The organism is Pseudomonas sp. ML2-2023-6, from assembly GCF_037055265.1.
GTDB classification, from domain to species: domain Bacteria; phylum Pseudomonadota; class Gammaproteobacteria; order Pseudomonadales; family Pseudomonadaceae; genus Aquipseudomonas; species Aquipseudomonas kulmbachensis.
This window is the reverse complement of sequence record NZ_CP146347.1, coordinates 104563-118680: the sequence shown is the minus strand read 5'-3', so window position 1 is coordinate 118680 and position 14118 is coordinate 104563. Positions and strand designations below refer to the sequence as shown.

At 60.1% G+C, this 14118-nt stretch carries 11 protein-coding genes; 1 reads left to right on the top strand and 10 read right to left on the bottom strand.

Annotated features, from left to right (window positions below; all coding sequences use genetic code 11):
- The first annotated feature begins 85 nt into the window (after positions 1-85).
- The gene (locus V6L79_RS00485) at positions 86-3517 is read left to right on the top strand and encodes a DUF4329 domain-containing protein (RefSeq protein WP_338579672.1); all 3432 of its coding nucleotides are present in this window, start codon (positions 86-88) and stop codon (positions 3515-3517) included.
- On the opposite strand, the gene V6L79_RS00480 is transcribed toward V6L79_RS00485, so the two are convergent.
- The 10 genes from V6L79_RS00480 to V6L79_RS00435 all read right to left on the bottom strand — a co-directional run bounded on the left by V6L79_RS00480 (position 3514) and on the right by V6L79_RS00435 (position 14114).
- On the bottom strand, positions 3514-4524 hold the full coding sequence (locus V6L79_RS00480) for an iron ABC transporter permease (protein ID WP_261739923.1): 1011 nt from the start codon (positions 4522-4524) through the stop codon (positions 3514-3516). The two genes, V6L79_RS00485 and V6L79_RS00480, sit on opposite strands and share 4 nt — an antisense overlap.
- Positions 4521-5471, bottom strand: coding sequence for an ABC transporter substrate-binding protein (locus V6L79_RS00475; RefSeq protein ID WP_261739922.1), 951 nt, complete (start codon positions 5469-5471; stop codon positions 4521-4523). Before V6L79_RS00475 ends, V6L79_RS00480 begins: the two co-directional genes overlap by 4 nt.
- Entirely contained in the window at positions 5468-6256 is a 789-nt protein-coding gene (locus V6L79_RS00470; protein WP_261739921.1) for an ABC transporter ATP-binding protein, read from the bottom strand. The genes V6L79_RS00475 and V6L79_RS00470 overlap by 4 nt, the downstream gene beginning before the upstream one ends.
- Before the next feature lie 87 nt (positions 6257-6343).
- Positions 6344-8470, bottom strand: a complete 2127-nt coding sequence (locus V6L79_RS00465) for a TonB-dependent siderophore receptor (protein WP_338579671.1) — start codon at positions 8468-8470, stop codon at positions 6344-6346.
- A 164-nt stretch (positions 8471-8634) separates the two neighbouring features.
- Entirely contained in the window at positions 8635-10011 is a 1377-nt protein-coding gene (locus tag V6L79_RS00460) for a PepSY domain-containing protein (protein ID WP_261739919.1), read from the bottom strand.
- A 140-nt stretch (positions 10012-10151) separates the two neighbouring features.
- Complete coding sequence (locus V6L79_RS00455; RefSeq protein ID WP_338579670.1) at positions 10152-12230, bottom strand: TonB-dependent copper receptor; 2079 nt, start codon at positions 12228-12230, stop codon at positions 10152-10154.
- A 93-nt stretch (positions 12231-12323) separates the two neighbouring features.
- A complete protein-coding gene (locus tag V6L79_RS00450; RefSeq protein WP_338579669.1) occupies positions 12324-12695 on the bottom strand; it encodes a DUF2946 domain-containing protein in 372 nt (123 codons plus the stop codon).
- 48 nt (positions 12696-12743) lie between these two features.
- Positions 12744-13238: a copper chaperone PCu(A)C gene (locus V6L79_RS00445; protein WP_261739916.1), complete on the bottom strand. Its 495-nt coding sequence runs from the start codon at positions 13236-13238 to the stop codon at positions 12744-12746.
- Positions 13239-13287: 49 nt separating this feature from the next.
- Positions 13288-13686 (bottom strand): DUF2946 domain-containing protein, encoded by a 399-nt coding sequence (locus V6L79_RS00440; RefSeq protein ID WP_321834787.1) that lies wholly within the window; start codon positions 13684-13686, stop codon positions 13288-13290.
- Positions 13687-13790: 104 nt separating this feature from the next.
- Positions 13791-14114 (bottom strand): DNA-binding protein, encoded by a 324-nt coding sequence (locus V6L79_RS00435; RefSeq protein WP_261739914.1) that lies wholly within the window; start codon positions 14112-14114, stop codon positions 13791-13793.
- Positions 14115-14118 lie beyond the last annotated feature (4 nt).

Below are 14118 nucleotides of genomic sequence, written 5' to 3'. Positions count from 1 at the left end.
TGGAACTTTCAGATCAGTTGTCCCGTGACAAGACCGTACAACTGCCGAGTCTGAGCCCGCCCTTTTTAATCAAGGAAGCACAGCCATGAACACTTCTCGCAACCGCGAAAAACGGCTTGCCCGACCCGCTATAACGGCCCGGCTCCCGGCGTTGAGTCCGGCCTTTGTCAGCGCCGATGATGCCGCCCGGTTCGCTCATCGGTTGATTGGTGATTTTCGCTCGGCCGAATATGGCGGCGTCATCTTGAAAGACGCGCAGGGCTTCTACTATGCGACCCGCCCGGTAAAAGGCAAAACCGGTGCTTTCGATCCGACACTGGTGATCTCAACCAACCCGCAAGGCCACTTTATCCAGCCCTCTGGTTACACCTGTTATGCCTTGTATCACTCGCACCCGGATAACTATGACGCGTTGAAGCGTGGCTTCGGGCGCTGGACCGAGTCGCAGGTGCATATCGCAGTGAATTTCTTTTCCAGCATTGATGTATTGCTCAACAGTCAGAATGCCTATTTTGCGCGGGTGCACTATTTGTCGGGGGTCAATGGCTCACTGATCAAATATGTCGCCAGCGGATCAGCTCGGGAACGAGCATTGGCAGTGCGTATCGGCGAGGATTCGAGCAAGGGGATTTTAACCTTCAACAGCGCCGTGGGGTTTGTTGAGGCCGCCGCGGCAGCCGGTGACCTGAGCGTGGTTCAGTCCAGCGAAGTCTGGGACGGAAAACTCGGGGTGCTGGACGCCGATTACCGGCCATTCACGCCCAAGGCCCTGCAGGATATTGCGCCGGTCATCATTGCCCAGCCTGCCTTTGGCCCGACATTCAGCAGCGCGGAGCTGGCGCTCAAGGATGTCAGGGCGCGCATTCATCAAACCAGCGAGAGCCTCTATGGGGTGATTCTCAAGCGCAAGGGGGTGGGGTTTTTCATCGCTTCTGAGCCGGTCACCGGCGAAACGGATTTTGCATTGCAGCGCATCTTCGGTCGTGACACGGCAGGCAGGTTGCGATTTCCTGAGCAGTTTGACTTGATTGGGGTTTATTGCAGCGATGGCTTTTATCGCGACCCCAGCCTTATGCCCGCCGAAGAAGTGTCGATTTTCAAAAATTTCGTATACCCGCAAACCCTGGCCAAAGGTATTGAGGCGGTCCGGTCGCTGGCGGGAGTAGGGGCCAAACGGTCGCTGGCGCTGTATATCTCGACCCGCGACGGCGCGCTGTTGAAATACGTATCGACCTTTGCCTCGAGCGAACAGAAATTTCTGGCCCGGTTGCCCGAAGGCGAGGGCCAAGGCCTGGCCATTTTGCGTGACATGCTGGGGGGCGTTTATAAAACGACAACCTGTATTCGTGAGCTGGCCGGTGCGGGTGAGTTGAGCGTGCTGCACAGTAGTGACCTGTGGCGCTCTGAAGGCCGGGTTGATGCTGGCTGGGAACCCTATGAAGGGTTTTACCGTCGAGACATGGGGCCGTCCTTTGTCACCCCGGACGATGCTGCCCGCTACGCTCACAAACAAATAGCCAGTCGCACAGCCAGTGTCTATGGCGGCTTGATCTACCAGCGGCTGGATAACCGTTTTGTCGCGACTGAACCCTTGAAGGGCAAAAACGAGACTTTTGACGCCTCGATGGTGTACCCGACCGAGTTGGCCAGGTTCGTGCCTGCGGGCTGTTCTGTGGTGGCGGTCTATCACAGCCACCGTGTGCATCCGTTGCAATTATGGCGCTCAAAAGATGAAGAAAAACTGTTTCGCAACATGCTTGAGCCCCATGAGGTTTACGACGCAATCCGCAATCGTGACTGGGCCGCAATCCGATATTTTTCAGCGCAGGACGGTGCTTTGCTCAAGTACACCCCCAGCGGCTCACCCCAGGAAGCCGTGCTTGGGGCGCAGCTCGCACCTCCTGCTGACCATCCCGAACGCGTGCGGCACAACACGATGGCAATGGCCATGCGCGGCAACTCGAAAAAGCCCAGCGAGTACATCGCGCTTGTGGCCAAAACCGGGGATTTGCAACTTGTGGTTGGCAGTGCCCTGTGGGGTAGCCCCGGTAAAATTACAGATGGATGGCGGCCTGGAATCGACAGTGGGCAGGCAGTGCGACCGCCGGCACTGAGCCCGGTTTTTGCGCAATCGGAAGACGCCGTGCGCCATGTCCATGAACAGATGGGCGCCCGCCAGTCCGGTCAGTACGGGCTGGTCCTGCGCAGCACTCACAGCGAGGAGTATGTGACGACGCTGGCGCTGGAGGGCGGCGACTTCAGTATGGATCGGCTGTATCAGCGGGATGATCTGACCGGCAGCTACAAACTGCCTGCGGGTTTTAAACCGTTGGCGGTGTATGTGGCAGCGCCTGGGCAGATCGACCTGCAGGGCCATCTCCCCGACAAGCGGGTTTACGAAGGGTTTATTTCACCTTTGGATCTGGTCAAGGGCTTGCAGCTGGCGATCAATCTCCAGAGCCAGACCGATTTTTTGGGGGGTAATTCGGTCCTGTATATCTCGACTGCAGACGGGGCCTTGCTGCGGTTTGCCAGCGCTCTGGATGCGACCCAATTGTCTGCGGGAATATTCAAAAACGCCGGGCAAGTGCTGCTGGACCAATTGACCGCGCGTAGGCTGACGCCCGTTGAATATGTGCGCCAGGTAGCAATGGCGGGGCGTCTTGAGGTGCTGGTAACCAATGGGGTCTGGGCCCATGCCGGCCCGGTATTGGGCGGCTGGCAACCCTTTGGTGCGCAAGTCGGGGGCAGGCCCGAGCGTTCGATCAGACAGTTTCCCGCGAGCCCGGTGTTCAGCTATCCAAACGATGCGGCCCGTTATGTACATGGCAAGATCAAACAACCCCATACACTCAATATCCTTGGGGGGATTTTGCACCACCCGGCTTACAACACTTACGTAGCGCTCGACCCGGTGGTAAATGGCGAGCCGGTAAATGTCGCAGAAACCCTGCTTGAAACTCATCGCGTCACTCCCGGTGCGTCTTCGCCCAGGGTAGTGCTGCCCGAAGGATTCAAGCTGGCCAGCCTGTATTTCTCGCGCGATATGCGTAACCGCAATGCTGCGGGAGAAGTTGAAACCCTGCTGTTGCGTAACATCCCATGGCCGGAAGATATCTGTTACGCCACCCATACCCTGGACCTCAGGGGGCTGGGAGTCGCTTACCTGTATGTGTCGACCGACGATGGTGGGCTTTTGAGGTATTGGCGGGGGAGCCAGGAGGCCAGGTTCCAGCTGTGCAACACAGTGATTGGCGATGGCTGGTCAGCCTTGGGGTATTTCGAAGAGAACAGTCAGGCGACGCCAGTGAACATGCTGCCCAGCGATATGCTGACCCATGTACTCAATTCTGGTGGGATGCATGTTTTGGTGACCAGCAGCAGTTGGCCACTTGCCGGGATTATTGCTTCAGGGCACACAGTTCGGGCTCAGCCCGAGGCATTCGATTACGAGGGCACGACGCCGGGCCTGCCAGTGGCAGACTTGAAAGTCGGCCCCCTGCGTGACGAGCTTTAACGCTTGCGCATCAAGCCAATAAAAAACAGGCCGCCAATCGCCGCCGTGGCCACGCCAATGGGCAGGTCCTCGGGGGCGATCAGGGTGCGCGCAGCCACATCGACCCACACCAGAAACACGCTACCCAGCAGTGCCGATACAGGCAGCAAACGCCGATGCTCGGCGCCCACCAAGCGCCGGGCGATGTGCGGGATCATCAGGCCGACAAAGCCGATCGAGCCGCTGATGGCCACCAGTACGCCGGTCATCAGAGAGGCGATCAGAAACACCCGCAGGCGCACGTTGCGCGCATTCAAACCGAGGGTGACGGCGGTCTGTTCGCCCGCCATCAGCGCGTTCAGCGGGCGGGCCATGCCGAGCAATAACACCAGCCCCAGCAGCACGCTGGCGCTGGGGATGGCCAACAGTTCCCAGCGTGCCAACCCCAGGCCGCCGAGCATCCAGAACAGCACGGCGGAGCTGGCGCGATGGTCGCCCAGAAACAGCAGGGTATTGGCCACAGCCATCATTACAAACGACACGGCCACACCGCACAGCAGCAGGCGGTCGCTGTCGAGCCGGCCGTGACGGCTGGCGATGGCCAGCACCAGCAGCATGCTCAACAGGGCGCCGATAAAGGCAGCGATGGGCAAGGTCAGCAGGCCGACGATTTCACCCACATGCAGCACCACAATCACCGCACCCAGGGTGGCGCCGCTGGTGACGCCGAGCAGGTGCGGGTCGGCCAACGGATTGCGCGTCACGGCTTGCAGCACCGCACCGATCAACGCCAGTCCGGCGCCGACCAAGGCCCCGAGCAACATGCGCGGCACCCTGATCAGCCACACGATATGTTCCTGGCCAGCGCTCCAGTTCACCTCGCCAATGCCGAACAATTTGCTCAGCAAAATGTGCCACACCACCTCCACCGGCACCCGCGCCGGGCCAAAGCCCAGTGACACCACGCACGACACCAGCAGCAATGCGCCGAGGCCGATCAGCAACAGGGCGTAGCGGCGAGCCATCATTGTGGGTGGAAACCTTTGGCCAGGGTTTCTATCGCCAGCACGTTGTCGATGCCCGGTGTGGCTTGCACGTAGGGAATGACGATAAAGCGCTTGTTGCGGATCGCGTCCACCGATTGCAGGGCCGGATTGGTTTCAAGGAAACGCTGTTTTTGTTCAGCGCTGACTTCGCTGTAATCGACGATCACGATGACTTCGGGGTTGCGCTCGACCACGGTTTCCCAGTTGATGCGGGTCCAGCTGGCGTCGATGTCGCTGAGGATATCGTTGCCGCCGGCGGCTTCGATCAGCGCATGAGGGATGCCCAGTTTGCCCGAGGTCATGGCGCGGTCTTCGCCGCTGTCATATAGAAACACCCGCGGCTTCGTGGCGGGCAGGGACTTTTGCACCTCGGCGATTTTTACCTGCATTTTCGCGATCAACGTATTGGCGCGCTCTTGTACGTCGAAGATTTTGCCCAGGTTGCGCAGGTCGTTGTAGGTGTCTTCCATGCTGGCGGGTGGGCGTTTCATCACAAAGGCGCAGGACTCGGTCAGCTCATAAACATTGATGCCCAGCGGGGTCAGGGTTTGCGGCGTCAAGTCGCCGCCCACGCGCATGCCGTAGTCCCAGCCAGCGAAGAAGAAATCGACGTTGGCATTGAGCAGGGTTTCAACCGAGGGATATTTGCTCGCCAGTTCCGGCAAGCCGTCGAGGATCACTTTCATCTCGGGAGTTACCGCCTTCCAGCCACTGATGCCACTGTAGCCAGCCATGCGCGGCTTGAGGCCCAGGGCGAGCATCATCTGCGTCATGTTGATGTCATGGCTGACCGCGTGTTTCGGCGCTTGGTTGAAGGTTACGTCACGGTTGCAGCTTTTGATCGTCAGCGGGTATTTCGTGGCGTCGGCCTGGGCCAGTTGGGCGCCCAGCAAAATGCAAAGGCCGAGTGCAAGGGAGGTCAGCTTCATGGTCGGGTTATCCAGGTGATGCGCGGGTAGCCGGACAGCGGGTGATCGTCGATCAAAGCCGCAACGCCAAACACATCGCGCAGCAGTTCGACGGTCAGCACCTCGCGTGGAGTGCCGCTGGCGATGATTTTGCCGTGGTCGATCACATACAGGCGGTCGCAAAATGCGGCAGCCAGATTGAGGTCGTGGATGCTGGCCAAGGTGCCGATGTTCAGGCGTTTGACCAACTGCAGCAACTCCAGCTGATAGCGCGGGTCGAGGTGATTGGTCGGCTCGTCGAGGATTAGCAGTTCGGGCTGCTGGGCCAGGGCGCGGGCGAGGATCACCCGTTGCTTTTCACCGCCCGAGAGGGTGGCGAAGGCGTGGTCCTCAAAGCCGCTGAGGCCGACTGACTGCAGCGCGTTCCGGGCCAGTTGGCGATCGGCTTCGGTATCACCGTCGAACAGGCCTTTGTGCGGGGTGCGGCCCATGGCGACCACTTCGTCGACGGTCAGGCCAAAGGCGTCAGGGAATTCTTGCAACACCACGGCAATGCGTTGCGCGCACCAGCGCGGTGATTGCTGCCAGAGGCTGTGCGGGCCGAGGTGGACCGCGCCTGCCTCGGGTTTGCTGAAGCGATAGGCACAGCGCAACAGGCTGGTTTTACCGCTGCCGTTGGGCCCGATCAACCCCACAAACTCACCTGCCGCGACGTGCAGGTTGGCATCACGCAGCTGGAACTGGTGATGACAATGGCCATGGCCCAGAGGGGTCCAGGCGAGTTGGGTGAGGGTGAGGCGGGTCATAAATATCCGGTTGTGTTCTCGAAGAATCAAAAGCCCCTCAAACCGTCCCCTCTCCCGGAGGGAGAGGGGACGGTTTGAGGGCAGCGCTTAAAATGCGTAATCAGCCGTCACAAAGAACGAGCGCGGTTCGCCCATGATCCACTGTTGGCCGCCATTGTATTGGCTAACAGCGTACTGGCGGTCGAACAAATTGTTCAGGCGCAGTCCCAGGGTGGTTTTGGGCAGGGCTTTCCAGCTCACGGTAGCGTCGACCACGGTGTAGCTCGGCACTTCGACGTTGTTGGCCGTGTCGGCATAACGCGAGTCGACATAACGCACACCGGCTCCGGCATTCACGTCATCGGTAATGGCCTTGCTCAACCACAGGTTGGCGGTACGTCGCGGTACATCCGTAGGGCGATTGCCTTTGCGTGACACGCCTTCGTCATTAAACGTGTCGTACTGGGCGCGTACCACAGAGGCATTGGCTTGCAGCTGCCAGCGGTGCGGCAGTTGCAGATCAAGGCTGGCTTCCAGGCCATTGGAGGATTGCTCGCCGACTTGCAGGGTACGGGTGGAATCATTCGGGTCGGTGGTCAGCAAATCCTTTTTGATGATGTGGTACGCGGCGAGGGTCCATTCGCCTCGCTGGTCCCAGAACATCTGCTTGAAGCCGATTTCGGTCTGGCGGGCATGGGCCAGGCTGAAGTCTTGCTGCTTCTGATCCAGACTGATCAGCCCACCCACGCCATCTACGCTGGTGGCCTGCTGGACATAGACCGACATGTCTGGTGTCAACTCGTATACCAGGCCGACTTTCCAGCTATTGGCCGACAGGCCTCGGTCGCTGCGTTCGGTGGCTTTATCCAGAAAGAAATTGTCGCGATCCAGATGCACGATATCGCGGCGCACGCCGGTGACCAGCGACAGTTGATCGGTCAGCTCGGTGCGATTTTCAGCGAACAGTGAAACCTGCTGCGTAGTGGTGGTGAATTGGTCGCGGTATGGCGACTGACTTTCAAACTCGCCCCGGTCCGGGTGGTACAGGTCGATTGGCTGGCCGTTTGTGTTCACATCTGTATACGGCGAGTTGCTGTGCAGGTTGAAGTGGATACGGTTGTAGTCCGCGCCGACCAAGGTTCTGCTTTTAAGGCCGAACAGGTCGTGGTTGAGGATGAAGGTCTGGCGATCACCGACCTGTTCCTGTTCGTGCTTGATGCTGTAGTAACCGCTGCGCAGCAAGGTTTGCTGGCTTTCATTCCATGCGTGGTTTTCGGCGTTCTGCCAGCGGCGCTGGGCCTTGAGGTAGTACAGCTCGTTGCTGGCAGTGAGGTTGTCGTTGATCTGCCATTCGCTGTTCAGGCGCGTCCACTGGTCGTTGTAGTGCAGCTTGGCGTCACGCACGTTGTAGTTTTTGTCACGCAGGCTTTGGTGATATCGGCCATTGATCAGCGGTACACCGAAGTTGTTTTGCGGCTCCTGGTCGCCATAGTCGTGGCTCAGGGTGAATGCCAGATCATCATTGGCCTGCCAGCGCAGGGCGGCGCTGATAAAGGTGTTTTCAGAGTTGCCGTGATCGATCCAGCCATTGCTCTGGTTGTGATTGATATTCAAGCGGTAGCTCAGGGTGTCGGTCAGCGAACCGCCGCTGTCCAGCGCCTGTTGGCGGGTGTCGTAGGAGCCGTAGCCGACGCGCAGGTGGTTTTCGATTTCGCCGCTGAACGGTTTTTTCGGGAGCACGTTGATCACCGCACCCGTAGCGCCTTCGCCATACAGCACCGAAGCCGGGCCGCGCAGTACGTCGATGCGCTCAACCGACCAATCGTCCACCGGAAAGGTCACGGTGCCCGCGCCGCTGTACATGCGCACGCCGTCATACAGCTGCATCACCGAGCCTTCCCCGACAAAGCCGCGGGCCGAGTAGGCCGAGCCGCCGTTACCCGGCGTGCCGGTGTTGCTGATACCGGTGCTGCGGGTGACGGCGCTTTGCACACTGCGATCACCGCGGGCGCGGATTTGCGCACCCGTCAGGCTCTCAACGCTGGCCGGAGTTTCGAGGCTGTTGAGGTTCAGGCGCGAACCGGCGCTGGTGGCGGTCTTGAGGTCGATGCTTTCAAGATCGACTTCAGGGGCGGTAATGCTCGCGGCTGGCAACATCAGGGACGGGGCGCTGTCATCGGCCTGGGCGCTGTTTATCGCCAGCAGGCAGAGGCTGGACACTAGGTACTTGTTCATCGTGGCAGTGAGTCGCTTTTTTCGAGAGGTGTGCCCGCTGCCTCCTGGCGGCGGGTAATGGAGCTTAAATAGATTGTTATACAGTAACAACTATTTTGTGTCCGATACTGGCGCGCCAGTATAGGGAATGCTCTGGAATGCGCCTCTCGGATGACTCACGTTAGTTATGAGGAGTGCTCATGTTGGGGTTTTGAGCGAAAAACCATCAACAGGCGATCAAGCACCCAAACAGCGATCAACGATGCCCCCACCAGCGGAAACATCACGGCGAGGGCGAGCATGATCACAACCCCGGTCTTCCAGGTCGGCAATTCGTGACGTAGCGGCGGCACGCCCAAACGACCCTGCGGGCGACGTTTCCACCAGATCACCAGGCCGCTGACCGAGCTGAGCAGGATCATCAGGCACACCAGCAGAATCGCGATCTGGTTCAGTGAGCCGAAGAGCTTGCCCTCATGCAGCATCACGCCCATTTCCGTGGCGCGGGCAACGTTGCTGTAATGCTGCCAGCGCACGTCAGCCAGGACCTCGCCGGTGTATTGATCGACATGCAGGGTGGCGTCGTTGCGCGGGTCGTCGGCGAATACCGCGATGGTAAACACGCCGGTTGCGGTGGTGGGCAGGGTGATGCTGTAACCGGGTTCGACCTTGCGCTGGCTGGCGATGTTGACCAGATCTTGCAGCGTGATCTTGGGAGCAGCAGGGCCGCTGGGCATGGCGCCGTGGCCCATGTGCTCGGCGTGGGCGCCGGAGACTGGCATCGGGGTATTTTCCAGCGCCCAGGGCACGGTCTGGCGGGTGGCAGTATTGAGGCTGCGGGCTTCAACATCAGACTTGGGCACGTTGTTCCACATCGCTGCCGGAAACTGGTTCCAGACATCGGCGTATTGCTTGCCCCAGAAGCCGGTCCAGGTCATGCCGCTGACCAGCATAAATAGCAACAGGGCTGCGCCCCAGAAACCGGTTACGGCATGGAAGTCACGCCACAGCACCCGCCCGCGTCGGCCCAGGCGCGGCCACAGTATTCCGGCGGCCGATTGCCCGCGTGGCCACCACAGGTACAGACCGGAAACCACCAGCACCACGCCCCAGCCAGCAGCCAGTTCCACCAGCCGGTCGCCGAGGGTGCCGATCATCAACTCGCCATGCAGTGCCCGAGCCACGGCTTGCAGATTGAGCTTGGCATCCTGCTCGCCCAGCACTTCACCGCTGTAGGGGTTGATAAACACGTTAAGCTCGCGCCCGCCGTTGTGGATCACAAATTGAGCGCTGCGCTCCGGGTTGATTGGCGGCAGGTACTGGCTGATATGGCCCTGTGGATAAGCGGTTTGCACGCGCAGTAATTGCTGGTCGGCGCTGAGGCTGTGATGGCTGGGGCTGACGTTGAGCAGGTGGTCGTAGAGCAGGGGGTCGAGCTGGGGTTTGAACAGGTAAATAATCCCGGTCAGTGCCAGCAGGATCATGAATGGAGCAACAAACAGCCCGGCATAGAAATGCCAGCGCCAGGCCAGGTTGTAGAAAGACGGTGTTGGTTGGCTCATGTGAGCGGCTCCGCAAGGCTAAATACTTTTTGTTGAATCTGGATCCTGTGGGAGCGAGCCTGCTCGCGATTCAGACGACGCGGTGTAACTGACACTCCGCAGCGATCCCATCGCGAGCAGGCTCGCTCCCACAAGGCGGGTTAGAAGCTCACATCAACCTTGGTCCACAACGTGCGGCCCGGTTCATTGATCGGGGTCGGGTCGTTGGCCGGGAAGCCGTAACCGGCGTTGCCCGCCATGTTCAGGTGCTCGCTGTAGTTTTTATCCAGCAGGTTGTCGACCCCGGCGCTGACCTTGAGGTTCTTGTTTATGCGGTACGCGCCATTGAACGAGAACACGCCAAACCCGGCGCTCTTGTCGAAGTCCTTGCCCACCACGTTGCCCGCGTTACGGTCGATGCGGCCCTGGGGTGCCACTACTCGCCACAAGGCGCCCGCGCTCCAGTCGTCTTCGCTGTAGGTCAGGCCCAGGCGGGTGTCCAGCGGCGGCATTTGTGGCAGAGCCTTGCCGTCGGTGGTGTTTTTGCCCCAGGCATAGGCCTGGGTCGCGTCGGCTTTCCAGTTGGAGGTCAGTTGATAGGCCGCGCCCAGTTCACCGCCCATGATCCGCGCGTTGATGTTCTGTGCCTGGGACGCGCCCCTGGCGTAGTCGAACAGAATGTAGTCGCGGACTTCACCGGCATACACCGAGGCCCAGGCTTCCACGGTTGCGGTTTTGTATTGCAGGCCCATATCGAGTTGGGTGGTCTTTTCTGGTTTGATTGCATCGAACGCGTTCACTGAACCGGCAGGGCCCGAGCTTGGCGAAAACAGTTCCCAATAGTCCGGGAAACGCTGCACATGGCCCAGACCTGCATACAAGGTGGTCGGGCTGTCGGCCAGGTCATGCTCAAAACGGACAAAGCCGCTGGGCAGGGTGTCGGCGCGGGTCTGGTCGAGGGTCGGGTTGGGTTTGCTCATCATCCCCGAGCCGAGGCGGGCGCGGTAATCCTTGGCTGATGCACGGTCCAGGCGCGCGCCGGTAATTACCCGATCACGTTCGGCGGCGTACCAGGTCAGCTCGCCAAAGGCACCGTAGTTGTGGAAGTCGGCGTCCTTGCTCCAGTTCTGCTCCTTGTAGGTATCGATGCCCATACCCATGCGTTTGCGGTGTTCGTTGGTCTGTGCGTCGATGCCGCTGATCAACTGGTAATCGGCCCAGCGCCAGGTGGCCTTGATCCGTGCGCCGAGGGTGCGGCGGTCGACGTTGGACGCCATCGGCCCGGCCATCATGCCGGTGCCCGACGGGGTGCGCAGGGTGTAGTTGTCCATCACGTGGTCGGCGTAGTTGTAGTAGACCTGTGCTTCGATCTTGTCGAGAACGTCGCCGATATTGGATTTTTCAAAGCGCAGGCCAAGGCTTTCGCGCAGGTATTGGCTGCCGTCCATGCCGCGCCCGGCCGAACGTGCTTCGCCATCGCCCTTGCCGGCGGTGAGTTCCAGCAGGGTATCGGCATCCGGGGTCCAGCCGAGGGCGATATCACCGTTCCATTTGTCGTAGCGCGACGGCACGGTGTCGCCATTGCCGTCCTTGTAGTCGTCGGAGTGGGCCGTGTTGCCGATCACCCGTACATAGCCCAGCGGGCCACCGGCGGCGGCATCGATGGTTTTGTCGAAGCGGCCGTTGGAGCCTGCCAGCAGGCTGGCGTTGACCCGTGTGCCCAGTTCACCGAAGTGCTCGGGCTCACGCTCGAACAGGATGGTGCCCGCCGAAGCGCCAGGGCCCCAGAGCACGCTTTGCGGGCCTTTGATCACGGTGAGCTTGTCGTAGGTTTCCGGTGAGATATAGGACGTTGGTGCGTCCATGCGCCCGGGACAGGCGCCGAGCATTTCGCCGCCGTTGGTGAGGATCTTCAGGCGCGAGCCGAACATGCCGCGCAATACCGGGTCGCCATTGGTGCCGCCGTTGCGGATCATGGCGAAGCCTGGGATGGTCTTGAGGTAGTCGCCGCCGTCACTGGCGGGCACCGGCTGGCGCGGGTCCTTGGGGTTGGTGACCACGGTCAGGGGCGAGCTGGGGGCAATGGCGGTAATCACCAGCGGGCTCAGTTCATTAGTGTGCCCTGCATGTTCGTCGGCCAGTGCGGTGGACGCCAGCAATGCGCAGCACAGGGTGCTGAGGGCAAAGGGCAAAACCGCCTGGGCGTGAGGCAAACGGGAGGCAGCAGTAAAACGGGACATAAGCATTCCAATATTCAAGCGAATACAACCCGGCACCTGCGGCTGTCTAAAGCAGCGTATGCAGGTCGGCCAGATAATGAGTTGTGTCGAGGCTTAAAAGAATGCGGGTGGGGCTCGCGAGCGCGATCCGGGGAAGACCGGTTGCCGGGCATGGCCCAGCCGGGGGTTGGACGCCAGATAGCGCTTGGGCGCAGGCGCATCAAACAGGTTCAGGTCAACGCTGCCGGGCAGCGCCGGGCAACTGAACAGCAGGGTGCAGTATCCGCACTTTTCCCAGATCGCGTGGTGGTCGGTGGCAGGCTGTTTATGTTCGGCGTGCGCAGACATGTCCATGCTCATATCCATCGACATGGGCATGGACATGGAGCCGTGATGATCCATCGGCATCGCTTGGGAAATCAGCGGGCCGATAAAAATCATCAACATGGCAAACAGGCTCAGCCAACTGCCGCGAATTTGCGACATGGAGTGCCTGGCGCGAGGTTCGCGCACGGGGTTCAGAAACCTTGGCCGTTAGTGGGCGTGCATGTGTTCCATGCTGTCGGCCGGGGCTGTTTTCTGCACGTTGACTTCAACCGGCACCGCACCGGCTTTTTCAAAGTGCAGGGTCAGCGGGAAGTGCTTGCCGTCCTGCAGCAGGCTGCGATCCTTGAGGCCGAACATCATCACGTGGTACGCCATGGGCGCAAACGTCACGGTGCCGCCCGGCGGGACTTCGACGCTGGCCACCGGCAGCATTTTCATCAAGTCGCCCTCCATCACGTGCTGATGCAGCTCGGCCTTGTCGGCAATAGGGGTGTCGACACTGACCAGGCGATCGGCAGTGGTACCGGTGTTGTGGATGACAAAATACGCGGCCACGGTCGGCGCGTTGGGCGGCAGCTCTTGTGACCACGGGTGGGCAATTTGTAGCGTGCCGCTTTTGTATTCGTGGGCGTTGGCAAAACAGGCAGGCAGCAATACAGCCGCCGCGATCAGGGCGTGCTTGAGCAGTGAGCGGTTCAACATGGCGATTCTCCGGAACGATTCAAAACGCAAAAGGAGTTGCGAGGCGCAATCAGACCAGAGGTGAGGCGCGGGGGTTGAGGCTCGGCCATTGCTGGCGCGGGGTAGGGCGTTTGAGGTGGTCGGGGATCAGGCTGTGGCCATGTTCGATGGCCGCAAAATACAAGGTGGGAATATGCGCGGGCAGAGCCACCAGCGGCGCAGAGCCCGAGCAGCACCAGCAATGCTGCATGGTGGAGTGATCGTCTTGCTGGCTGTCACCCGCGTCAACCGTGCCCAGCGACACGGCAACCATCTTGGTGCCGGTTGAGGTGCAAAAGCTGCTCCACATAAACTGTTCGGTGGCAGCAGGTTTAGCGTTACCCATCGCTCCGGCCGTCGACATGGCAAGCATGTTGAACAGCACTGCAAAGCAGGCGATCCAGGCAAATGCAAACCGTTGTCGGGACATGAGCAATTCCATGAGTGAGGCGATCAAGGTGGCTATTAAGCCTGAATGATCGGCGTAAGTAAAAAGAGCGGGTGCGGCTGAGTGTCACCGCACTGGAGTACGCGTCAGTGCGCCGGCACCGCATGTACCTCTATTTGAACCCCGAGATTGCTACGGATAACGGCAAAGATGGCCGCCAGATTGTCCATGCTCGGGTTGCCACTGACCGAGAGCATTCTATGCAGGCTCTTGCTGGGCTTGGCTGTTTCTTTGGACAGGCCTTCAAACCCCACGGTGGCATTGACCAGATCGCGAAGAATGACCCGCGCCATTTCTGGCTCGCCATTCAGGAAAAGAGTAGCGGCTTCATCGAGCAGAGCTTGAGCAAATGCGGGGTCGCGTTGGGCTCGCTCAGCAATTGTTTGCTTGAAACTTCTTGTGAGAGCCATAGCA

Excerpts from the sequence above, each read along its gene's own strand:
- V6L79_RS00485 (WP_338579672.1), top strand. The coding sequence starts at position 86 with ATGAACACTTCTCGCAACCGCGAAAAACGGCTTGCCCGACCCGCTATA.
- V6L79_RS00480 (WP_261739923.1), bottom strand. The coding sequence starts at position 4,524 with ATGATGGCTCGCCGCTACGCCCTGTTGCTGATCGGCCTCGGCGCATTG.
- V6L79_RS00475 (WP_261739922.1), bottom strand. The coding sequence starts at position 5,471 with ATGAAGCTGACCTCCCTTGCACTCGGCCTTTGCATTTTGCTGGGCGCC.
- V6L79_RS00470 (WP_261739921.1), bottom strand. The coding sequence starts at position 6,256 with ATGACCCGCCTCACCCTCACCCAACTCGCCTGGACCCCTCTGGGCCAT.
- V6L79_RS00465 (WP_338579671.1), bottom strand. The coding sequence starts at position 8,470 with ATGAACAAGTACCTAGTGTCCAGCCTCTGCCTGCTGGCGATAAACAGC.
- V6L79_RS00460 (WP_261739919.1), bottom strand. The coding sequence starts at position 10,011 with ATGAGCCAACCAACACCGTCTTTCTACAACCTGGCCTGGCGCTGGCAT.
- V6L79_RS00455 (WP_338579670.1), bottom strand. The coding sequence starts at position 12,230 with ATGTCCCGTTTTACTGCTGCCTCCCGTTTGCCTCACGCCCAGGCGGTT.
- V6L79_RS00450 (WP_338579669.1), bottom strand. The coding sequence starts at position 12,695 with ATGTCGCAAATTCGCGGCAGTTGGCTGAGCCTGTTTGCCATGTTGATG.
- V6L79_RS00445 (WP_261739916.1), bottom strand. The coding sequence starts at position 13,238 with ATGTTGAACCGCTCACTGCTCAAGCACGCCCTGATCGCGGCGGCTGTA.
- V6L79_RS00440 (WP_321834787.1), bottom strand. The coding sequence starts at position 13,686 with ATGTCCCGACAACGGTTTGCATTTGCCTGGATCGCCTGCTTTGCAGTG.
- V6L79_RS00435 (WP_261739914.1), bottom strand. The coding sequence starts at position 14,114 with ATGGCTCTCACAAGAAGTTTCAAGCAAACAATTGCTGAGCGAGCCCAA.